24 protein-coding genes are annotated in these 21,180 nt (G+C 66.2%); 17 read left to right on the forward strand and 7 right to left on the reverse strand.

Annotated elements, in window-relative coordinates; translation table 11 throughout:
* Positions 1–10: 10 nt before the first annotated feature.
* The 14 genes from LFM09_RS03230 to LFM09_RS03295 all read left to right on the forward strand — a co-directional run bounded on the left by LFM09_RS03230 (position 11) and on the right by LFM09_RS03295 (position 9,766).
* On the forward strand, positions 11–1,288 hold the full coding sequence (locus tag LFM09_RS03230) for a hypothetical protein (protein ID WP_414094720.1): 1,278 nt from the start codon (positions 11–13) through the stop codon (positions 1,286–1,288).
* Between the two features lie 182 nt (positions 1,289–1,470).
* Positions 1,471–1,626 carry a hypothetical protein gene (locus LFM09_RS03235; RefSeq protein ID WP_414094721.1) on the forward strand — a complete coding sequence of 52 codons (156 nt, stop codon included), beginning with the start codon at positions 1,471–1,473 and terminating at the stop codon, positions 1,624–1,626.
* Between the two features lie 19 nt (positions 1,627–1,645).
* The gene (locus LFM09_RS03240) at positions 1,646–1,780 is read left to right on the forward strand and encodes a hypothetical protein (protein WP_414094722.1); all 135 of its coding nucleotides are present in this window, start codon (positions 1,646–1,648) and stop codon (positions 1,778–1,780) included.
* Positions 1,780–2,982, forward strand: coding sequence for a hypothetical protein (locus LFM09_RS03245; protein ID WP_414094723.1), 1,203 nt, complete (start codon positions 1,780–1,782; stop codon positions 2,980–2,982). Before LFM09_RS03240 ends, LFM09_RS03245 begins: the two co-directional genes overlap by 1 nt.
* Positions 2,983–3,048: 66 nt before the next feature.
* Positions 3,049–3,894, forward strand: a complete 846-nt coding sequence (locus tag LFM09_RS03250) for a helix-turn-helix domain-containing protein (RefSeq protein ID WP_414094724.1) — start codon at positions 3,049–3,051, stop codon at positions 3,892–3,894.
* Positions 3,895–3,931: 37 nt separating this feature from the next.
* Positions 3,932–4,060, forward strand: a complete 129-nt coding sequence (locus tag LFM09_RS03255) for a DUF397 domain-containing protein (RefSeq protein WP_414095148.1) — start codon at positions 3,932–3,934, stop codon at positions 4,058–4,060.
* Positions 4,061–4,145: 85 nt separating this feature from the next.
* The gene (locus tag LFM09_RS03260; RefSeq protein WP_414094725.1) at positions 4,146–4,589 is read left to right on the forward strand and encodes a hypothetical protein; all 444 of its coding nucleotides are present in this window, start codon (positions 4,146–4,148) and stop codon (positions 4,587–4,589) included.
* Complete coding sequence (locus LFM09_RS03265; protein ID WP_414094726.1) at positions 4,586–5,110, forward strand: DUF3558 domain-containing protein; 525 nt, start codon at positions 4,586–4,588, stop codon at positions 5,108–5,110. Before LFM09_RS03260 ends, LFM09_RS03265 begins: the two co-directional genes overlap by 4 nt.
* 89 nt (positions 5,111–5,199) lie before the next feature.
* The gene (locus tag LFM09_RS03270; RefSeq protein ID WP_414094727.1) at positions 5,200–6,363 is read left to right on the forward strand and encodes a hypothetical protein; all 1,164 of its coding nucleotides are present in this window, start codon (positions 5,200–5,202) and stop codon (positions 6,361–6,363) included.
* Complete coding sequence (locus LFM09_RS03275; protein WP_414094728.1) at positions 6,360–7,112, forward strand: ESX secretion-associated protein EspG; 753 nt, start codon at positions 6,360–6,362, stop codon at positions 7,110–7,112. Before LFM09_RS03270 ends, LFM09_RS03275 begins: the two co-directional genes overlap by 4 nt.
* Positions 7,109–7,594, forward strand: a complete 486-nt coding sequence (locus tag LFM09_RS03280; protein ID WP_414094729.1) for a YbaB/EbfC family nucleoid-associated protein — start codon at positions 7,109–7,111, stop codon at positions 7,592–7,594. Before LFM09_RS03275 ends, LFM09_RS03280 begins: the two co-directional genes overlap by 4 nt.
* The gene (locus LFM09_RS03285) at positions 7,591–7,893 is read left to right on the forward strand and encodes a type VII secretion target (RefSeq protein WP_414094730.1); all 303 of its coding nucleotides are present in this window, start codon (positions 7,591–7,593) and stop codon (positions 7,891–7,893) included. Before LFM09_RS03280 ends, LFM09_RS03285 begins: the two co-directional genes overlap by 4 nt.
* The gene (locus LFM09_RS03290; RefSeq protein ID WP_414094731.1) at positions 7,890–9,143 is read left to right on the forward strand and encodes a hypothetical protein; all 1,254 of its coding nucleotides are present in this window, start codon (positions 7,890–7,892) and stop codon (positions 9,141–9,143) included. Before LFM09_RS03285 ends, LFM09_RS03290 begins: the two co-directional genes overlap by 4 nt.
* 98 nt (positions 9,144–9,241) lie before the next feature.
* Complete coding sequence (locus tag LFM09_RS03295; RefSeq protein ID WP_414094732.1) at positions 9,242–9,766, forward strand: hypothetical protein; 525 nt, start codon at positions 9,242–9,244, stop codon at positions 9,764–9,766.
* Between the two features lie 354 nt (positions 9,767–10,120).
* Here LFM09_RS03295 and LFM09_RS03300 read toward each other — a convergent pair whose 3' ends face one another.
* Positions 10,121–11,077, reverse strand: coding sequence for a toll/interleukin-1 receptor domain-containing protein (locus LFM09_RS03300; RefSeq protein WP_414094733.1), 957 nt, complete (start codon positions 11,075–11,077; stop codon positions 10,121–10,123).
* Positions 11,078–11,263: 186 nt separating this feature from the next.
* Here LFM09_RS03300 and LFM09_RS03305 point away from each other — a divergent pair, with 186 nt between their 5' ends.
* On the forward strand, positions 11,264–12,967 hold the full coding sequence (locus tag LFM09_RS03305) for a hypothetical protein (RefSeq protein WP_414094734.1): 1,704 nt from the start codon (positions 11,264–11,266) through the stop codon (positions 12,965–12,967).
* On the forward strand, positions 12,964–13,287 hold the full coding sequence (locus LFM09_RS03310) for a hypothetical protein (protein ID WP_414094735.1): 324 nt from the start codon (positions 12,964–12,966) through the stop codon (positions 13,285–13,287). Before LFM09_RS03305 ends, LFM09_RS03310 begins: the two co-directional genes overlap by 4 nt.
* A 25-nt stretch (positions 13,288–13,312) precedes the next feature.
* Here LFM09_RS03310 and prmC read toward each other — a convergent pair whose 3' ends face one another.
* The 5 genes from prmC to rpmE form a co-directional block, all read right to left on the reverse strand.
* Positions 13,313–14,179, reverse strand: coding sequence for a peptide chain release factor N(5)-glutamine methyltransferase (gene prmC, locus LFM09_RS03315; RefSeq protein ID WP_414095149.1), 867 nt, complete (start codon positions 14,177–14,179; stop codon positions 13,313–13,315).
* Positions 14,180–14,197: 18 nt separating this feature from the next.
* Entirely contained in the window at positions 14,198–15,583 is a 1,386-nt protein-coding gene (gene lpdA / locus LFM09_RS03320) for a dihydrolipoyl dehydrogenase (RefSeq protein ID WP_414094736.1), read from the reverse strand.
* Between the two features lie 11 nt (positions 15,584–15,594).
* The gene (locus LFM09_RS03325) at positions 15,595–16,803 is read right to left on the reverse strand and encodes an acyl-CoA thioester hydrolase/BAAT C-terminal domain-containing protein (RefSeq protein WP_414094737.1); all 1,209 of its coding nucleotides are present in this window, start codon (positions 16,801–16,803) and stop codon (positions 15,595–15,597) included.
* Positions 16,804–16,825: 22 nt separating this feature from the next.
* On the reverse strand, positions 16,826–17,890 hold the full coding sequence (gene prfA / locus LFM09_RS03330) for a peptide chain release factor 1 (protein ID WP_414094738.1): 1,065 nt from the start codon (positions 17,888–17,890) through the stop codon (positions 16,826–16,828).
* An 88-nt stretch (positions 17,891–17,978) separates the two neighbouring features.
* Positions 17,979–18,191, reverse strand: a complete 213-nt coding sequence (gene rpmE / locus LFM09_RS03335; RefSeq protein WP_086664588.1) for a 50S ribosomal protein L31 — start codon at positions 18,189–18,191, stop codon at positions 17,979–17,981.
* Positions 18,192–18,446: 255 nt separating this feature from the next.
* Between rpmE and LFM09_RS03340 the strand changes: the two genes are divergently transcribed.
* On the forward strand, positions 18,447–18,833 hold the full coding sequence (locus LFM09_RS03340; protein WP_414094739.1) for a hypothetical protein: 387 nt from the start codon (positions 18,447–18,449) through the stop codon (positions 18,831–18,833).
* Positions 18,834–19,062: 229 nt separating this feature from the next.
* On the opposite strand, the gene rho is transcribed toward LFM09_RS03340, so the two are convergent.
* Positions 19,063–21,048, reverse strand: a complete 1,986-nt coding sequence (gene rho / locus LFM09_RS03345; protein ID WP_414094740.1) for a transcription termination factor Rho — start codon at positions 21,046–21,048, stop codon at positions 19,063–19,065.
* Positions 21,049–21,180 lie beyond the last annotated feature (132 nt).

Here is a 21,180-nt window from a genome sequence, read left to right on the forward strand (position 1 = left end):
GGTTGAAATCGTGGAACAGCAAAACCCGTGGACGCCGGCCGCGCCACCAAGATCCAGTTCGACCGGCCTCATCGTCGGCTTGGCCGTGGGCGGCGCAATGCTCCTGCTCCTGATCGTCGCGGCCGGCGGCATCTTCGCCTACAGCCTCCTGAAATCGCAGCAGAACTCCGCACCGCAGGGCGATCCGGACGAAATCGTGCTGCGCCAGGAACCGGGCTCCGGCCCTGCTCTGCGCTACGGCACGACGCCCGTCTACGACGCGTGCTCGCTGGTCACCATCGACGGCCTGTCGCGCCTGGACGTCTCGTTGTCCCGCGACTACTTCGTCGCCCACGAACACCTGGACGCCGACGTACCGGTCTCCGCAGCCATCACCGCAGATACCCCCGACCCCATCAGCAACTGCTTCTACATGCTCTCCAGCGAGGACTCGCTCCACGTCCGCGTGCACCAAACCCCGTTCAACTCGTCTGACGAACTAACCCGCATGCAGGAACGCGCAACCCGCCAGAACGCTGCCGTCGTCGCCGAGGCAGGCATGTCCTCGGTTGCTTGGCACGACGACGAGTACGAGTCGCAGCATCTCGTGATCTGGCGCCCCGAACTGGTCGTCGACATCTCCCTGCGCTCCGAGGACTCCGACGGCACCCTGGACCCGGCCTCCTTCATGCCGCGCCTGGAATCCCTCGTGCGGTCCGGCCTCTCCTCCCCACCGACCGCACCGATCCGGCACACCTACCTCGCCCCGTTCGACAAGGTGAAGGACCCCTGTGCGGCGGCGAGCGTCGAGGCCTACCGCGCAGCCTTCCCGTCCGCTCCCGGCGCACCGTCCATGGTGGACGGCAGCTACAGGCTGGACGCCCCGATCCCGGACTCACAGCGAGGCTTCGGCAAGTCCCGCGAAGCCCAGCTCTCCTGCACGCGCAACAACATCGTCCCGCGCGGCACCCTCAACCCCGACCACCGCTCCCTGCAGGTGGACCTCTCGGTGTGGACCGCCGAAAAGGCAGCAGACCGCAGCAACTACGTCAACTGCGCCCCGAGCTACAAGTCGCGGCATGCCGATCCCGTGCCAATCACCCCGCCCGTCGGCACCCGCAAGTCGTGCCTCGCGGACTACGACACCGACTGGCTGCTCAAGTTCCAGGTGTCCAACGTGAACGTCACCGTCGGCGACGGCGACACCGATGGGAAGCCGGACGTCTCAGCGCGCCGCGACCAGCTGGTGAGCGTCCGCCTGGTGTTGATCTTCATGGAATCGCTTCCACGAGGTATCGCCGGTACATGAAAGGGATCATTCGTCCACCTCAGGTCGACGAAAGAGCCCTTCATAAAGATCAACTAGAAGTTCTGCCAGGCCAGACCCTGGCCGTTCACTGTCAGTAGCCCGATCGGTTTTGCCGGTAGGGCAACATCTTCCCGTTCGCCGTCGGTGCTGGCTTCCTTGAGGTCGTGCTTTGCCCACATCCCGTGACCGCCGTGTTCGGCACGTTCGAGCCACCTGACCGGCTCGACGCCATCTGCCGGTTGTGCCTCAACGCGTGGTCGACCGACACCATGCCGATGGACCTCCTGGAACGGCTGGTCGTGCACATCAGTGCCGGTCACTTCCGCCGTGTGGGCTGACCCTTCTTGGAGGCCTCCCATGCCAGAACCCGATCTCGTCAAGCTGGGCGAGGAGATCATCGAACTCTCCGTCGCCTGGCCCGGTACCGGTCTGGAGAAGGTGGGCGAGTTCGCCCGCTCACTAGGCCAAGCCCTCGCCGCCGAGGACGACTGATGCGTTGGTTCCACGTGTTCACGTCGTTGGGACTGGTCGTGTGCGTGTCCGGCGTGCTTCTGCTGATGCGCCCGGACACGCACGGCTCGCGCCCAGACCCGTCACCGTTCTTCCCCGCCTCGGACTCGGAGGTGCTGCTGCGCCAGGTTCCCGGTGAGGGCAGCGCACCTTCGTTCGGCGGCACCCCGATCTACGACGCCTGCGCGTTGGTCACCATCGACAGCCTGACCCGGCTGGGCGTGACGCTGAACCACGACCGAGTCGTGATGCACGACTACTTGGACGGCGACGTGCCACCGGAAGCCGCCTTCGAGCAGCCGGGCGACTTCGTGAGTGGATGCTCCTACGGCCTGTCCAACGGCAACGCGCTTCTCGTGTCGGTCTACCAAACCCCGTACATCTCGCCGAAAGATCTCGACTTCCAGATGGGGCGACCAGAGCGGGCCGGGGCGCCGACACGCACAGAGGACGGTCTTTCGATCGCGCACGTCGAGCTCGACGACTCGGTCGAGATCCGACTGTGGAAGCCCGGCCTGCTCGTTGTGGTGACCCTGCAGACCGACAAACCGGGACCGTACGGCTCTCTCGACGCACAAACGTTCGCGACTCGCCTCGAAACGATCGCCAAGACCGCGTTGTCACACGGGCCGACCGCTCCAATGCGCCACGTCTACACCTCGTTGCTCGACAAGGTGAAGCACCCGTGCGAGGTCGTGAGCACCGAGGTGTTCCTAGCGTCCTTCCCTTCCCGTTCAGCCGCCGCGGTGCAGACGCAGTTCCACCCCAAGGCGTCGTTGACCCCGATGGAGCGCCACCCGGAATCCGCCTTGCAGGGCGCCAGTTTGTGCTCGCGCCACAACATCGTCCCGGGAGGCACCACGAACAAGGCCGAATACCGCGAACTCGACCTCAAGATCACGTGGTGGGACAAGACGCAGGCCGCTGTGGACCTGAACTCCTACCTCTGCGATCCCGCCGACCGCCACCCGTTCGGACCTCCGGTCACCGTGTCACCTTCCGTCGGCACAGGACAGACGTGCCTGACCGACACCCGAATCGACTGGGTGCTGAACTTCTTGGTGGACAACGTGAACGTGTCCCTGGACGGCGGCGCCCTCACGACCGCGCCTCCAGCCCTCCAACGCCAGGCCGAACTCATGCCCGCCGCTCAAGCAATCGTGTCGGCAGGCGTGTTCCGCTGACCCGATCGGGTTTGCCTCGGGCGCAACTCCCCTTTTGCCCCAGAACGACCCGGCACCATGCACCACATGAACCTCACCGTCCGCGCCGAGGAACTAGGAGACGAACTACGCCGCCTCCGTGAGGCCGCGGGTCTGTCGCTGGAACGCGCCGGCGAACTGATCGATGCCTCCGCCACCAAGATGAGCCGCCTCGAAAACGGCCTCCGCGAAGGCTCCACGGACGACGTAGCCGCCCTGCTCGCCATCTACGGTTGCGTTGGCCCGCTCCGCACCGAACTGCTGACGCTCGCCCACGAGGTCGACCGCCGAGGCTGGTGGCAACGCAAGCCGACGTTCAATGAACGTGTCGGCACTCTCGTCAATCTGGAGAAGAAGGCCGACCTCATCGTGAACTTCGAGTGCACGAACGTGCCAGGCCTCCTCCAACTCCCGGACTACACCGAAGCCCTGATGCGCGACAGCGAGTTGGTGCCTGCCGACGAAATCGAGTATCGGGTGAGAGCCCGCGCGCAGCGCCACTCAATCCTGCTGGAACCGAAGGCGTCACGCTTGCTCGCCCTTGTCGACGAACAGGTGCTGACCCGGTTGATCGGCAGTCCGACGGTGATGCACCGCCAGCTCAACCACCTCGCGAAGATGGCGGCGCTCGCGAACGTCTCCTTGCGAGTGCTCCCCAACTCTGGCGCGCACGCCGGTGTGGACGGAGCGTTCTTGCTACTCAGACGGAGGACCGGACACAAGGTCGTCTTTCTGGGAAACCTCACGTCCAGCCTGTTCCTCGAAGAGCCTGAGGAGATCGAGGCCTACGAGAGAGCCATTCGGCTGCTGGTCCGCCGCGCGTTGCCTGCAGGAGAATCACTAGAGGTGATCACCGAGCTGGCGCGTCGATGGGAACAGGGTGGACTGGCGTAAGAGCAGCTTAAGCGGCACCACGGAGAACTGCGTAGAGGTGGCGTTGACCACCACCCACGTGGGTGTCCGCGACTCCAAGCACCCCTCAGGACCTGCGCTTACGTTCTCACTTAGCGCGTTCAAAGCCTTCCTGACCAGGTCAATGTTTTACCCCAAACAGGGTTAAGTAGTTCAACGCATCCCCCGAACGGGCGCACCACTGTAAGGTCATGGGCCGACCACAGAGCGCAATCGGGGAGGGTCGAGCTTCTGTGTCTGAGGAAGGAACATCGTTCGGCAAGGTCGGACGAAGCATGCTGCCGAACAACCGCGTGCAGGCCGTGCTCAGCACCGGCGCCGCGGACATCGCGGCAGCCAACAAGGCCATAGCTGCGGCCGCAGGGTCCGGAACGTTCGCTGTCGACCCGGCGGTGGTGGACAGCATGCTTAAGAAGCTGCTCGAAATCCACGACGCCGTCGGCAACCTTCGCACGAATTCCGGTCTCCTGACCCAGGACACCAAACTAGGTGGCGGCTACGCCGTCGCGATGAGCCAGATCAACAAGGACTTCGGCCGCGAAGCGACCAAACAGCTCCAAGACGTCCAACGCGAGATCGCGTCTCTCCGGACGCAGCTCGAGAAGAGCCGCGACTCGTACCGCAATGTGGACCAAGCTCACTCCGACTCACTCAAGAACCTCCACGGGAAGTCATGAAACGCACCTTGATCGCCGCAGTGGTCGGACTCGCAGCCCTCTCTGCGGGCTGCACGGGTACCACGGGTGAAGCCAAACCGGATCCGACTGCCACGACGCCGAGCTCAGGAACCGCATCCAGCCTCGGTTCGATCAAGCCTTGTGAGCTGATGACCGAAGCCGAGACTAAGGAACTAGGCATCACCTCTGCTGGTGACCCCAACAAGCTTGGTTCCGCCGACGCCTGCACCTGGACTATCAGCGGCGACGGCTCGGTCGCCGTCGGTGTCCGTGCGGACAGGGGCGTCAAGGACCTGACTCTCGACGGCAACAAGAAGTCCGAGATCAAGGTAGGCAAGTTCACCGCCACCAAGGTCGAGGGACAGGACGGTAGCTCTGACACGTGCAGCATCGTCCTCTCAGTGACAGAGGGCTCGTCGGTGTCGATCGTCTCGACCCTGGGTGGTGGTCGTGAGGACATGGCCGCATCGTGTGAACGTGCCACCAAGACGGCCACGCTGGTCGCCGCGAAGCTGCCGTAACAACGCCCGAGGGGGGAAATCTCATGGCGCCCGTCAGGCCCAACGTCCAGCCATCGACCGAGAACTACCCGGCTCAAGAGCACGAGCGTATGAAGGACCTAACCGTCCAGAACTACGACCCCAACGTGGCGACCGAAGTGGTCGAAGCGTGGGCGAAGTTCGGTACCAAGTTCCGTGAGCTGGCCGCCGACTTCAACAAGATCATGAACGACTCGCAAGCAGGGTGGAGCGGGGCGGCTGCCGAGGGGGTTCGGCAGGCGCTCAGCAAGGTCGGCAAGTTCTCGGACGACACCGGACACGCGTTCCACGCAACGGCCCAGGCGATCGCCACCCAGCGCGACGCCGCGGTGCAGGCGAACCGGAGCATGCCTGAGCCGGTCGAGTTCAGCCCGTTGAAGATGGCCGGCGAATGGGCTCTCAAAGGCGGGCCGATCAACCCGGTCGCCTCGGTCACCAGCGCCTACGACGCGTACAGCACGTACAACGAGAAGAACGAGGCCAAGCAGTACGCCGTGCAGGTCATGCAGCAGCGTGACACCACGATGATGGCCGCGGCGCAGTCGATGCCGGTCATGGACGCCACGCCCGAGGTCACCAAGGACCAGGGCGTCACCCAGACCAGCAGCACCACCAGCACGAGCAGCCTGAACAACGTCGGCCAGTACCGGCCCCCGGCCAACACCGGCATGCCGAGCATCCCGCCGCCCAACACCGGCAACAACACGACCCCGTCCTGGGTCGCACCCCAGGTGAAGGACCCGAACCTCCCCGGCGGCTACGACCCGAACAAGCCCGGCGGCAACCAGAACCGTCCGGGCTTCCCGCCAGGAGGCCCAGGCGGGTTCCCGCCCGGCCGCATTCCGCCTGGCGGTGGCGGTCAGGGCAGGCCACCCGGTGGCGGCCCCGGCATGCGCCCCGGAGGCCCAGGTGGCGGTGGCGCAGGCGGCGGTCGTGGCATGGGCGCCGGCGGTGTGGGTGGCATGGGCGCGGGTCGCGGCATGGGCAGCTTCGGCCCGTCCAACCCCGGCGGCAACGCAGGCGTCATGGGCCCAGGCGGCGCGGGCGCGGCAGGTGCCGGTGCGGGAGCAGGCCGTGCTGGTGCCGCGGGCGCTGGTGGCATGGGTGCCGGAGCCGGCGCTGGTGCCGGCAAGGGCGGCGAGGAAGACAAGGAACACAAGTCGAACTACCTCGTCCCGACTGACGAGTTCTTCGACGACGATCGCATGGTCGCGCCGCCGGTGATCGGCGGATGAGGCAGCTCGCGCAGCTCTCCCTGCCCGCGTTCGAGGTCCTCTGGGAGGACCTGCGGGCGGGGAGCATGCCGTACCCGTTCGACATCAACCAGCACGGCGAAACGCTCGACGAGCGCGCCCGCATCAAGGCCGCCGTCCACGCGGACCTCGAACGCCGCAACCTCGCGCGGCGCGGCAGGCCGGAACCGGACCTCGAGGACGCGCTGAACCTGTTGGCACGCCCCGAGCTCCGCGTCGTCGCCCTGTGCATCCCCGACATGAAACAGGACAAGCTGGTCCGCGCCAGCGTCGTGGCACGCGGCGGCTACGCGGTGCTGGTGACGCAGGACGACACCACCGTCACCCTGAACCTGGTGCAGCCCAACGAGATCGCGACCAGCCTGGCCAACGCCATGCCGCCGGGCAGGCCGGGACCCGGCAAGCCGGTGACCGTGCCCGCGGAGGCCTTCGAAAGCCAGCCGCAGCAACAGGAGGGCTTCCGGCAGGCCGTGCGCTCGAGCGAGAACGAAGAAGTTCGCCTCGCCAAGCAGATGTTCTCCGGTCCCGCCATCGGCAACGGCCACTTCCTCGTGAAGATGGAACAGGGTCGCACCAAGCGGGACTTCCCACCCGTCACCTGGATCGACAACAGCCAGGGCCGCTACGCCAACGTCGAAACCCGCAAAGGCTGGTTCACCATCAGCCCCGCGGACAACATGGGCCTGGCAAGAAACCTCGGACAGGTGCTGGCGATGACGAGCGAGCGATGAACCCGGAACAGATGATCGCGGACCTGGAGTCCAAAGCACAGCAGCTCCAGCAACGCTCCCAGCAGATGCGGGAGCAGATCCAGCACGCCACCAGCACGGTCACCGCCCCCAACGAGGCTGTGACCGTGCGCGTGGCGCCCAACGGCGCCCTGCAGCACATCGAGTTCTCACCAACCGCGATGCGCCTCACCCACGTCCAACTGAGCCAGCTCGTGATGCAAACCGTGCAGAAGGCCCAGATCCAGTCAGCCGAACAGGTCGCGTCCATTGTGGAGCCCGAGTTCGGCGGCACCGAGGCGATGGATTTCCTGCGCAGCTTCATCCCGCAGCAGGAAGAAGAAGAGCCGCCACCGCCTCAGGACGAAGACCAGGTCATGCGCGAGGTCTCCTGGAACGGCCCAGCGCAACAGCCCGCGCCACCGCCACGGCCTCCGCGGCCGTCGAACGACGACGAGGACGGCTTCGGGAGCGTTCTCCGATGAGCGGCTTTGAGGTCGACCCAGCGGAGCTGCACAAGTTCGCCAAAGATCAGTTCTCCCGGCAGCAGTCGTTGGAGGCGGCGGCGGACAAGGCGTCAGCGGTGAACCTCGGCGGCGACACGTTCGGTGTGCTGTTGCAGTTCTTCGCCTTCGACGCGGAGGACGCCGCGACCAAGACCGTCGAGTCGATTCGCAGGCTCGCCAGGGGTGTCGGGGAAGCCGCGGAGAACACCCAGACCACCGCGAGGTTCTACGAGCAGCACGAGGACGCCAACCGCGGCCGCTTCGGAGGTCAGCGATGAACACCTGGACCGGCTGGGACTCCAACGGCAACGCAATCGGACCTGACAACTTCGCCGGCGCCGGGGTCGTCGAATCGTTCTTCCAGACGGCTGACTCCATGAAACGCCTCGGCGAGGGCGACGTCACCGAGGTCGGCCTCAACGCGGCAGCACTGAGCCTCGACCTGCTCGGCGTGTTCATGGATCCGGTCGGAGCTCTCTCGACCGCGGGCATCGGCTGGCTCATCGAGCACCTCAGCTTCCTTCGTGAACCGCTGGACTGGCTCGCGGGCAACGGCGACAAGATCAAGGACGCGGTCGGCACGTGGAACAAGGTCTCGGTTGCGATCGCGCAGGTCGCGGACGAGCAGAACAAGGCTGTGCAGAGCCAGGTCGGCTCATGGCAGGAGGCGGCTGCCGAACGCTTCCGATCAAGCCAGAGCGAGCTCGCGGCGGAGATCAACGCCGTCAGCAAGGCGTGCGCATCGGTCGGCGAGCAGATCGCCTCCGCGGGCACGATCACGGCCGCAGTGCGCGGAATGCTACGCGACCTCGTCGCCATGTTCATCTACGAGGTCATCCGCAACGCGATCATCGCGCTCGCATCCTCCTACGTGTCACTGGGCAGCTCGATAGCCGCATTCTCGGCGTGGGCGATCGGACGTGGCGCCGTCGTGCTGGGCAAGATCACCCAGCAGATCGCCAAGCTGATGAAGGTCATCACCAGGATCGCGAGCAGGCTCAAGGGCCTCTTCTCGAAGCTCGGCGACGTGCTGGCCCGGCTGGCGCGGTTCGGCAAGGGCGGCGGCAGAGCCGTGGACGCGCCGAGCGCACCACGGGCGCCTTCGACCCCGCGAGCAGACGCTGTGAGCGACGCAGGAAAGCGGCTAGAGGACTGGGGACAGTCGCGTCCCACCGCAGGTGAGGCGTTCGACAAGCTCAAGCAAGGCGGGCGAGAGCTCAAGGACGGCTACGCCGACGCGGGTAACACGTGGAAGAACAAGTACGAAGATCCCTATCGGGAAAGGGTCCCCGCCAAGCCGTGGCAGGAGACCGCCTCCGACGCCTACACGCCGTTCAAACCGATCACAAAGGCTGACGGTTCCGTCACCCCGCACTCGGTGCCGAACGTCATGGACGGCGGCTATCAGATCAAATTGGGCGCGGACGTCCTCCGGGAAGCGTCCAAGCAGGACGAACTTCAGTCGGAAGGCATCCCGAAAGAACAGAAGAAGGCGTTCGAACGGCAGCAGGGATATCTCGACCTGTGACCTCGACTGACGACCGGCCTCGCAGCTCGGAGCGAGGACGCTGGACGGCACTGTTGATCGTGGCCGTCGTCTCTGCGATAGCGGCACCCTTCCTGGGGATGCGAGAAGGCCTGACATTGCTGTGGGCGATCCTCGTGGTGTTGGCGAGCGCTGCGGGCGCCTGGATCGCGACGAAGCGACTACGTCCGTGGAGCGCTGCCACGGGATGGGTCGTCCTCGTCGTCGCGGCGATCGCGTTCATCTCGTCGTTTGGCAGCAAGTCCTTGTGGCTCACGCTGTTCGGGGAACCCGCGAACGGATGTGTGGCAACCGAGTACCACTCCCACACGCCCCGCACGTCGCCGACGTACTGGTGGAACGAGCTGGACTGCGGCTCCCGGAAGATCACGTACTTCCCGAGTCCCGCCTACTCGGCCAAGCCGGTCGGCGAACAGATCGACCTCGTCGTCGACCCCACAGGCTTCGCCGGCTACGCGGAGCCCGGCACGATCAAGCCGCTGATCAGTTCGCTGGTGGGAGTCGCCGCTCTGGCAGGCGCCGCGTACGTCGCCCTCGTGCTGTGGCTGCCGGAGCGCAAGCCGAAGCGACGACCGCACCGCCGGGTTGACCGTGACTTCGTGTAGGCATCTCGTCGGACCTGACATGACGACTGCATCGGAAAGCAGCTGTGGGTCGCTCTCGCTGGGCTTTGCCTGAACGCCCTGGGAAGCGTCAGGCACGCATGGGTGGTGACTCCCTCTGACCAGGAGATGGCCTCCCTATCAGCCGAAGAAGCTCCTCCTCACGGGTTTGAGCACCGCTGTACTGATTAATGCGGCGTTCATCGCGCTCGTCGTGAGGCGGCCCGTCCGGGAAGCAGCGCCAGCCACCGAATGACAGTGGCGCACACGCGGTCACGCGCGAGGCGGCGGTTCCTCGAGCGCGTGACCGCGTGCCCTCCCCACCAACGAACATACGACCGTTTGGCCCCAACGTGACTAAACGTCGTGTTTTTGGCCAGGATTTGGCAACTCCGACCACGACTCCACCACGCAGAGGCCGCTGCGCAAGGCCGTGAGGCCCTCGCGGAACACCGCCATCACCTGGCGCAGGGGGACGTGGGACGCCTCGCCGCGGCGGGTGCTCACGAGCAGGGCTTCCACCCCGCCGATCAGGTCGTCCAGCGGACCGAAGGAACCCGGCGAGAGCGAACCCGCAGAGCGAAGAGCGCGGTCCACCTGGAAGGCGCGCAGTTCGAAGCGGCGGCCGGCGTTCTGCAACGAGCGCGCGGCGGAGGACAGCAGGGCCGGGTCGCCGTCGAGGCCGGCGTGGAACGTTGAGATCACCGACGAGACGGCCGTGGTCATCGTCGTGACGTCCAACGAGAACTGGGCCAGTTCTGCCTCCACGTCGACGTCCGCGGGAGGAGGCTCGGACAGCAGGCGGCGTTCGGCGGCCGTGACGCGGTCTACCAGTTCGGAGGCCAGCGAAAGCATTGTGCGGCGCCAAGTTGGGGAAGACTCGCCGTCCAGCCAGGCCTCGCGGACGCTGCGGTGCTGGCGCTCGACCACCAGCTGCACGGCCAGGTCCGGGTTGTCCTCGGTCAGGTAGTCGGCGCCCAGCAGGACCACGGGGAGCAGCAGGCCGGAAACGCCGGAGACGGCGGCCTGGTTGTAGAAGACGAACAGTTCCTCGCGGCAGTACGGGCGGTCGAAGTAGCGCCGGGTCAGGACCGGGAGGAAGACCGTGGCGCTGCGGACGGCGGCGCGGATCGTCGGCTGGGCCAGATCGCCCCAGCCGATCGCCTCGCGGTCCAGGAAGATTTCCAGCGCGCGGCCGCGGTCGGCGTAGGCGAGTTGGCGCAGCGCGGAGGTGAAGGGGCCCACGAACTTCATGACCTCTTCGTCCTGACGGGCGTAGCTCAGGAAGCAGCGGATCGGCGGCGGGTCCGTCATTTGCCCTCGTTCGGCGCATTGACAATTTGCAATTCATCACCCTTTGACAGATTCCGACCAGTAACGACTATTGTGCCAGTCAACAGATCCCGAAGCGTCAAGAATTGTGTTGTTCGTTGTCTCACCAAGTCTCTGACCTGCGCAAATGTGAAGCGTGCGATTCAATGACAGAAAGTGGACAGGACAATGTCAACTCCCGCAGCGACGACGGGAAGCGATTCTCCGCAGTTGCGCGACGACACCACTCGCTTCCTCTGCGGAGCCGCGCACCGCGACGAGGAGTTCGCGGACTCGGCCATTCGCGAGTACCTGGTGGAGTCCACCCGGTCCATTCCGCGGTCGCCCGGGGTCAACGCCGGCGCGGTGTTGCGGGAGGCGGTGGCCGGGCGTACGCGGCGCAAGGTGCGCGACAGCTTGCTGTTGGTGTTGGCGATCGTGGTGTTGTTCGCGGCGAGCGGGATGTTGCTCGGGGGGTGGCTGCTGGTCGCCATGACCGTCGCGCTCGCAGCTGGGGGGCGGTTCGGCTTGAAGCGCGCGCGGCAACCAGCGCCGCACGCGCGCGGGCCGCTCGTGCTCGGAGCCATCGCCAGCGCGATCGCGCTGTTCTTCGTGCTGTACAAGGTTTCCGACGAGCTATCCGGAAGCAGCGCCTACAGGAGGTACTACGAGGAGTACGAGTCCGAGAGCAGCGCCGGGCTCGCCATCGCGATCATCGGCATCGCGCTGATCTTCGCGGTGTTGCTGGCGGATCGGGTCGTGACGTGGCTGTTGGTCACGAAGAGCTTCCGGCGCGCGCACTTCCGCACCAGCGCTCCAGAGGAGGAGCTGTGGCGCAACGAGTGGAAGTTCCGGCGTCTCGGGCACTCGAACTACGCCGAGGCACTCGCGCTGTACCCCGTGGAGGACAACGAGTCTGAGCCACAACAAGAGGCTCAGGTGATCGTTTACCACGGCTATCGGCCGTTCGTCGGCTCCGGCACGATGTTCGAACCGTGGTCGATGGCGCTGCCGCTGAAACCCGCTGAGGACAAGAAGTACGAGGGTTTCACGCTGCCCGAGCTGTACGAGCACATCACGGCGGAGCTGCTCAAGACCGGACGCTCACCGTCGCTGTCCCCGGGCCACCGGCTTCGCGGGCTCAAGACGGGCGACCGGGTCGTCGTCTCCTCGGTCGAGCTGATCGACCACATCGAAGACGACGAAACGCGGATCATCCTGCCGGACAAGGACCATTCACCGGAGACCCAGGTCGACAGGTCCGTTGTGGACGGTCTGATCACCAGGCCGATGGAGTGGATGCGGTACTTCCGGTCGTTCGAGGTCGAGACCTGGGACCGCGATGTCGTCATCTCGGCGTACCTCACGTTCGGGCTCGACGAGGAGATGCTCTACGCCGAGTGGACGCCCTGCATCCTGCACCCGATCCAGTCCCGGCACCGCGACATCGACGTGCTGCCGGAGCAGTCGATGCAGCCGTTCATCGAGGCGCTCGTCGACCTGCTGCGGTTCCCCGCCTCGCTGCCGAAGCGGTTCGCCACGGCGGTGAACTGGATGAACCCGATCCACCAGGCCGAGGGCACGTTCGTCGCGGCTCGGTACGGTGCCACGGTCAGCCTGCGCGAGCTCGTCAGCGAGAACCAGGTCGACAACTACTTCCAGCTCACCGACGTCGAGCGCTACATCAAGGTCCTGGAGTCACGCCTGCTGCGCACGATGGGCGAGTTCCTGCAGAGCAAGGGCGTCTCGGTCACCGAGTTCATGGAACAGGCCATGCAGGTGACGAACAACAACGTGCACATCACCGGCCCGGTCATCTCCAGCAACATCGCCACGGCCGGCAAGGCGCGCACGGGCAACGCGAAGGTCGGCACCAGCAAGGAAAGCTCATGAACGACAAGAAGTTCGACATCGAAGGCCCAGTGGTCGGCAGCAACATCGGCACCAGCGGGCACGCCCACGTCGGCGACATCCACATAGGACACATAAGGGACGTCTCCGCCGTGCTGCGCCTGCTCGACGAACTGCGCGAGGACCTGAACGACGCCAAGGCGCCGACGTCGACCATCGAGGCGGTCGACGATCTGCGCGTCGAGGCCAGGAAACCCAAGCCCAGCAAGGAAGTCACCGCGCACCTGATGGACAAGCTGGCCGACCGCGGCCTGGGCGAGCAGATGAAGGAACTGGCGAAAGCCTTCGACGCCCTGTTCTGAGAAACCCTGAGAAACCCTGAGAGACCTAGCCGACCTTGCGGGCGGTCGCGAACCGCGGCCGCCCAGCCAGGTCAAGATGATCCGCGACGTCCGTCAGCACCCGCCGCGCCGTCAGCAGCGCCGGCACGGACTCCCCCTGCGTGTCGTCGTGCTCGATCCCGACGCACCCACCCGGCTTCAGCCACCGCGCGGCCGCCGAGACCACGTGCCGGATCACGTCCAGCCCGTCCGCACCGGAGAACACCGCGTGGTGCGGATCGTGCACGCCGACCTCGGGCTGCACCTCCACACCCTCAGGCACATAAGGCGGATTGCACACCACAAGATCCACCGAACCGTCCAGGTCGGACAGCAGCGAGGGATCCGTCGCGTCACCGGAGTGCAGCCGGATCGGCGTGTCCCCGGCCGCGACCCGCACGTCGGAGTTGCGCCGCGTCCACGCAAGCGCTTGCGGATCGATCTCCACCGCGTGCACCACCGCGTCCGGCCGGGCGTGGGCGATCGACAACGCCAACGCGCCCGTCCCCGTGCACAGATCCACGACGACCGGCGAAGAGACCCCCACCAGGGATTTCAGGCCCCACTCCATCAGCAGCTCCGTCTCCGGCCGCGGCACGAACACCCCCGGCCCGACCTCGACGTCGATGGCACCCATGGGCGCCCAGCCGAGGATGTGCTGCAACGGAATCCGCGACGCCCGCACGAGAACGAGCTTGTGCAGCTGGTCGATCACCGAAGGATCGACCAACGGGATGAGCGGCAGCCGCCCCCGCTCCACGCCGAGCACGTGCGCGGCCAGGAACTCCGCGTCGACGCGCGGACTGTCCACGCCGGCGTCGGCGAGGATCTTGGCCGCCTCGGAGATGGCGAGGCGGAGCGGCTGCCGGTTCATCATCAGCGGAAAGCTATCTCAGAAGTTGATCATGTGCCCGGCCAGGCCGTGCACCGCTTCCTTGACGGCCTCCGACAGCGTCGGGTGCGCGTGGACGTTGCGCGCGACCTCGTGGACGGTGAGGTCCCACTGCTGCGCCAAAGTCAGCTCCGGCAGCAGCTCGGTCGCCTCGGGGCCGATGATGTGGCCGCCGAGCAGCTCGCCGTGCTTGCCGTCGCTGATCAGCTTCACGAACCCGCCGAAGTCGCCGAGACCGTGTGCCTTGCCGTTCGCGGTGAACGGGAACTTCGCGACCTGGACGTCGAAGCCCTTCTCCCGGGCCTGCGCCTCGGTGTAGCCGAACGACGCGATCTGCGGCTGGCAGAACGTCGCCCGCGGGATCATCACGTAGTCGAGCTCCATCGTCTCGGCACCCGCGATGGTCTCCGCGGCGATGATGCCCATCGACTCGGCGGTGTGCGCGAGCATCAGCTTCGCCGTGACGTCACCGATCGCGAAGATGTGCGGCACGGACGTGCGGCCGCGGCCGTCGATGTCGATGGCACCGCGGTCGGTGAGCTTCACGCCGGTGTTCTCCAGGCCGTAGCCCTCGACGCGCGGCACGAAACCGATGGCCTGCAGGACCTTGTCGGCCTCCAGGACTTCCTCCGCACCGTTCTTCGACACGGTGACGCGGACCTTCTCGCCCGACTCGTCGATCGACTCGACACGCGTGCCGACGCGGACGTCGACGCCCATCTTCTTGTAGCGCTTGAGCAGCTCGGCGGACACCTCGGCGTCCTCGAGCGGCACCATGCGGTCGAGGAACTCGACGATGGTGACCTTCACGCCGTAGTTGTGCATGACGTACGCGAACTCGACACCGATCGCGCCCGCACCGGCGATGATGATCGACTCGGGCAGGTCCTCGGTCATGATCTGCTCTTCGTAGGTCACGACGCGGTCGGACTTCTGCGTGTTCGGCAGCATCCGGGTCGTGGCGCCCACGGCGATGATCGCGTGGCCGAAGGTGATCGTCTCGTCCCCGACGGTCAGCGTGTGGTCGTCGGTGAAGTTGGCCCACCCGTTGTACTCGGTGATGCCGTTCTTCTTCATGAGGAAGTGCACGCCCTTGACGCGCCCGTCGGCGACCTTGCGGCTGCGCTGCCAAGCGGCGCCGTAGTCGAAGCTGACGGTGCCGTCGACCTTGATGCCGAACGTCTTCTGCTCGTGCGTGAAGATGTGCGCCAACTCAGCGTTGCGCAACAGTGCCTTCGACGGGATGCAGCCGACGTTGAGACAAACGCCGCCCCAGTACTTCTCCTCGACGACGGCGGTCTTCAGCCCGAGCTGAGCCGCCCGGATCGCGGCGACGTAGCCACCGGGACCCGCACCCACGACGACGACATCAAAGTGTGCGCTCATAAGAGCACACCCTAGGTCCCGAGCTGCTCCTGCAAGAACTCAACCGTCCGTTTCCAAGCGTTCGCCTGGGCGTGCGCGGTGGCCTGCGGAACACCACCACCCGAGAAGGTGACACCGGGCCCCGGATAGGTCACGTCGGTCTGCGGCCGGTACGGCGGGGCCGCGATCAGGTGTCCTGCCTCGGGATACACGACGTGCTCGTACGGGAACGGGTGCTCGTGGTCCTTCAGCCGGCGCATCGCGACCTCGCTCAGCTCGACAGACGGCCACCCGTCGTCGTGCCCGGACGAGATGAGCAACACACCCCCGACGATGTTCTCGACCCTGATTTCGGTGTCCTCGGGGATGCCGTCAGAGGTGTCGAACGCGAGCCGCAACGGCACCGGTTCGCCGTTCACGATCTTCGACCGCAGCTCTTCGCCCACGTAGTACGGCAGGTACGGCAGCGGCTCGCCTTTCAACGTCCACGACGCCGCGTCGTGCTGGAGGATCTGCAGCAGGTTCGCGCCAGGCCCGATCCCCTGCGTCACCACGCCGCTGCCCACCAGGCTCACGACCGCCCTGACCTGCGGATACGTCGCACCGACGAGCAACGCCAGCTCACCGCCGCGCGACCCACCGATCACGCCGATCTCGCCCGCACGTTCGCTGAGGTAGTCGATCGCGGTGCCGAAGTACTCAAGTGGGATGTCCACGAGCCGCTCAGGCAGGCCCTTCATCCCGAAGTAGCCGAGCGCGAACGCCACGAACCCGTGCGCGGCCAGCAACGCCGCGTCCGACTCGTGCAGGCCACCTTCGGACCCACCGAGCACGATGACCCCCGGCAGGTCGCCTCCGTCGTCCTCAGGGGCGAACAGGGTGCCGACCAGACCGTTCTCCCGCACCTCGACCCGCTCAACGCCCTCAGGCACGCTCAGCCGCTGGAGTTCGATCTCCCCCGCACCCTCGGCGGACAGGACCATCGGCCCCTGCTTGCCACCGGTGCGTTCGAGGGACCAGAACAGCCCCATCGGATCGACACCGGCGTAGGTGCCTTCAAGCGGCGCGTGCCGGGTGAGATCCACAACACCGCGTTCGTCAGCGGTGAAGACACCGTGGGACGCACGGTCGCCTGTGGACAGTTGAACGGTGATCTCATCGCCGGGCGGAAGCCCCACGACGATGATGTCGACCGGTTGGTCGATGGGCGCGTTCTGCGGATTCACCAGGATCTCGGCCACAACGCGCCCCTCTCACGTCGGATTACCCGCCTGCGAGCCGTTCTGCCCGGTCAGCGGCGGCCAATGCATCCACCACCGCGTCCAGGTCACCGTCGAGCACCTGGTCCAGGTTATGCGCTTTGTACCCAACCCGGTGATCAGAAATTCGCGATTCGGGGAAGTTGTAGGTCCTCACCCGTTCACTCCGGTCAACGGTCCGGATCTGGGTGCGGCGCGCGTCGCTCTGCTCCTGCGCCTTCTGCTCCTCGTGGAGCGCGGCGAGCCGGGACTGCAGCACCATCATGGCGCGAGCCTTGTTCTGCAACTGGCTGCGCTCGTTCTGGCAGGACACGACGATGCCGGTCGGCAGGTGCGTGATGCGAACCGCGGAGTCAGTCGTGTTGACCGACTGCCCACCCTTGCCACTGGACCGGTAGACGTCGACGCGCAGGTCCTTCTCGTCGATCTCGACCTCGGCGACCTCTTCGGCCTCCGGAAACACGAGAACGCCGGCCGCGGACGTGTGGATGCGGCCTTGCGACTCCGTCACGGGCACGCGCTGCACCCGGTGCACGCCGCCCTCCCACTTCAGCCTGCTCCACACCCCGTCCGGAGTCGCGGACTTGGTCTTGATGGACACCGTGACGTCCTTGAACCCACCAAGGTCCGAGTCGGTGCCGTCGAGCATCTCGACCTTCCAGCCCTGCCGCTCCGCATACCGCGTGTACATGCGCAGCAGATCCCCGGCGAACAGCGCGGACTCCTCGCCGCCCTCACCAGACTTGATCTCCAGCACCACGTCGTCCCCGTCATGCGGGTCACGCGGCAGCAGCAACTCGGTCAGCTTCTCCTCCAACTTGGGAAGCTGCTCCTCGAGCTGGTCGACCTCTTCCTGGAACCCCTTGTCCTCGGCCGCGAGCTCCTTGGCGGCCTCCAGGTCGCTCTTGGCCTGCTCGATCTCCCGAGCGGTCTTCACGATCGGCCCGAGCTGCGCGTACCTCTTGCCGAGCTTGCGCGCCCCCACCTGGTCAGCGTGCACGCTGGGGTCGGCGAGCTTCTTCTCGAGCTCGTCGTACTCGGCGAGCAAGCTGTCCAGCGACTGCGACACTTCTTCGGCTCCTCAGATGGTTGGTCTCGAAGACGGCAAACGGCGCCTGCCTCGGCATGTCTGCCGAGGTCAGGCGCCGTTGAAGCAGCTACTTGTTGCGCTTGCCGTAACGCGCCTCGAAGCGCGCGACGCGACCGCCGGTGTCCAGGATGCGCTGCTTGCCCGTGTAGAACGGGTGGCAGTTCGAGCACATCTCAACACGAACCTCGGACGCCGAGGTGGTGCTGCGCGTGGTGAAGGCGTTGCCGCAGCTGCACGTCACCTCGGTGACGGTGTACTCCGGGTGGATTCCAGTCTTCAAGATCTTGTCCCTTTCAAGGATGGCCGCCGGGTCCCTGTTGCAGAACGGGTGAACCGGAGCCGGACTCGACCGTTTAGTTTGCCAGACCCTTCAACACGTGCAAAAACGCGGTTGTTCCCGAGGGTCTTCCTCGCGGCTTTGCGTGGCCGAAGTCACAACCGCTTAACCGCCGTGATACGCCGTTCGGCGCAAGGTGCAGCCGTTCGGCCACATACGGCTCCGTGTTGTTGGTGAACGTCCATCAGACTGTGTGCCGTGTTCTGCACCACCGAACGGCCCATGAACCAGCGCGTGTGGCTGGCAGTGCCGTTCCTGTTCGCTTTCGCCGTGTTCGGCCTGATGGGGTCGGCAGGGCTGATCACCGCGTCCTGGACCACGGTGCCACTGTCACCCGTGGTGTCCGGGGCTGGCGTGGCGGTGGCCGCAGCGGTGTCCGGCGGCGTCCGCTGGCGCCGCCCTTGGCAACGAACCTGGCTGCGCTGGCCGTACCTGGCGGCAGTGCTGGCGTTCGGGGTGCTGGTAGGCGCGGTGGAGGTCCCCGCGCTGGCCACAACGGTGGTGGGCTTGCCGGTGCTGCTGGGCCTGGTGTTCCAGTGCCTGGTGCAGAACGACGAGAGCCGCCCAACGGCAGACTGCCGCTAGCCAGCTGGGTGAGCCCGCCGCTCTTATGCGATGCCGAAGGCGAGCCGTCTTTCCCGTGTGGTCCCGGCGGTGGGGATCCCGTCACCGCCCACGAAGCCACCAACGGACGCAAGCACCTACGCAACCCGCGGCCAGGCGACAAGCAGCTACGACATTAGAGTGACCAACCGCAAAAAGACCCCCGCTGACCAGCAGCGGGGGTCTTTTCACGTGAAACTTACAGAGCCGATCAGTCCTGCTCAGCCCCAGGCGTGGTCTTCGCGACCTGCATCAGGAACTCGATGTTGGTCCGAGACTTCCGCAGCCGGTCAAGCAGCAGATCAATCGCCTGCTGCCCATCCAGAGCGTGCAGCACCCGACGCAACTTGTGCGTGACCGCCATCTCGTCCGGCGAGAGCAGAAGCTCTTCCTTACGAGTACCCGACGAGTCAACGTCCACAGCCGGGAACGTCCGCTTGTCAGCGATCTTCCGGTCCAACTTGAGCTCAGCGTTACCCGTGCCCTTGAACTCCTCGAAGATCACCGAGTCACCAGCGGAACCAGTCTCGACCAGCGCCGTAGCGATGACGGTCAACGACCCGCCACCCTCGATGTTCCGAGCCGCACCCAAGAACCGCTTCGGCGGGTAAAGCGCCGTCGAGTCGACACCACCGGACAGAATCCGGCCAGAGGCCGGCGCCGCCAAGTTGTAAGCACGGCCCAAACGAGTGATCGAGTCGAGCAGCACGACAACGTCGTGGCCCATCTCGACAAGCCTCTTCGCCCGCTCAATCGCAAGCTCAGAGATCGTCGTGTGGTCCGACGGCGGCCGGTCGAAGGTGGAGGCGATGACCTCACCCTTGACGGACCGCTGCATGTCGGTGACCTCTTCAGGCCGCTCGTCCACCAGCACCACCATCAGGTGGCACTCGGGGTTGTTCTTCGTGATCGCGTTGGCGATCGACTGCAGAACCGAGGTCTTACCGGCCTTCGGCGGCGACACGATCAGCGCACGCTGCCCCTTACCGATGGGCATCACCAGGTCGATGACACGCGTGGTGAGGATGTGCGGCTCGGTCTCCAGGCGCAGACGCTCGTTCGGGTAGAGCGGCGTCAGCTTGGTGAAGTCCGGGCGGTTGCGCGCCTCTTCCGGGTCCAGGCCGTTGATCTTGTCGACGCGGACCAGCGGGTTGAACTTCTGGCGCTGCTGCTCGCCGTCGCGCGGCTGGCGGACGGCGCCCGTAATGGCGTCACCGCGGCGCAGGCCGTACTTGCGGACCAGCGACAGGGAGACGTAGACGTCGTTCGAGCCGGCCAGGTAGCCCGACGTGCGGACGAACGCGTAGTTCTCCAGCACGTCCAGGATGCCCGCGACGGGGAGCAGGACGTCGTCCTCGCGCACCTCGGTCTCGCGGTCCGGACGCTCGCCGCCCTCGCCACGGCCACCGCGGCGGCGGCGGTCGCGGAAGCGGCCACGACGGCCATCGCCGTCGTCGTCGCCCTGGGACTGGCCGCCCTGACGGTCGCGGTTGCGGTCACGACCACCGCGGTCGCCCCGGTCCTGGCGCTCGCCACGGTCCTGGCGCTCGCCGCGATCCTGGCGCTCGCCGCGATCCTGACGGTCGCCACGGTCCTGACGCTCGGAACGCTCACCGCGGTCCTGACGCTCGGAACGCTCGGGACGCTCGCCGCGCTCCTGACGCTCACCAGAGCGGTCAGAGCGGTCAGAGCGGTCGGAACGCTCGGCGCGCTGCTCGGACTGCTGGCCCTCGCCACCCTCGGCGTTGCCACCACCGCGGCCGGAACGACGGCGCCGGTTACCGCGGCGACCACCTTCCTCGGCCGGGGCACCGGTCTCGGCGGGGGCAGCTGCGGCAGCGGGCTTCTCCGCTACCTCGAGCTGCTGCTGAACAGGCTTTTCAGCGGCCGCGGGCTTCTCGGCGGCGGGGGCCTTCGCGACAGCCTTCTCGGCTTTCGCGGGCTTTTCGGCTTTCGCCGGGGCGCCAGAGCCCTGCTTCTCCTTGATGGCCGCGATCAGGTCGCCCTTGCGCAGGCCTGCGGTTCCGGTGATGCCCATTTGGCCGGCGAGCTCGCGCAACTCAGCGAGCACCATGCCGGACAGACCCGCGCGGCGGCGCGGCGTCGTGCCGTTCGAAGGGGTGGACAGAGCGTTCTCCTCGGCTCCAGAACCAGAAGCAGCTGCGACATCGCTGCTCAGCAAATCGGTGTTGCTCACACATGTCCTTCCTGACCAGGCCCCGCCTCCTACGCGGCCCAGCGGACCCGTCTTCCCGCTTCAACTGGGGAACGACGGTCAGTCCGATGCAGACGGAAGCACACACCGCTTCCGGCAAGCACGGGACTTTTC

Origin of the sequence: Lentzea alba, assembly GCF_047445655.1 — a bacterium.
In the GTDB taxonomy this organism is placed as follows: Bacteria; Actinomycetota; Actinomycetes; order Mycobacteriales; family Pseudonocardiaceae; genus Lentzea; species Lentzea alba_A.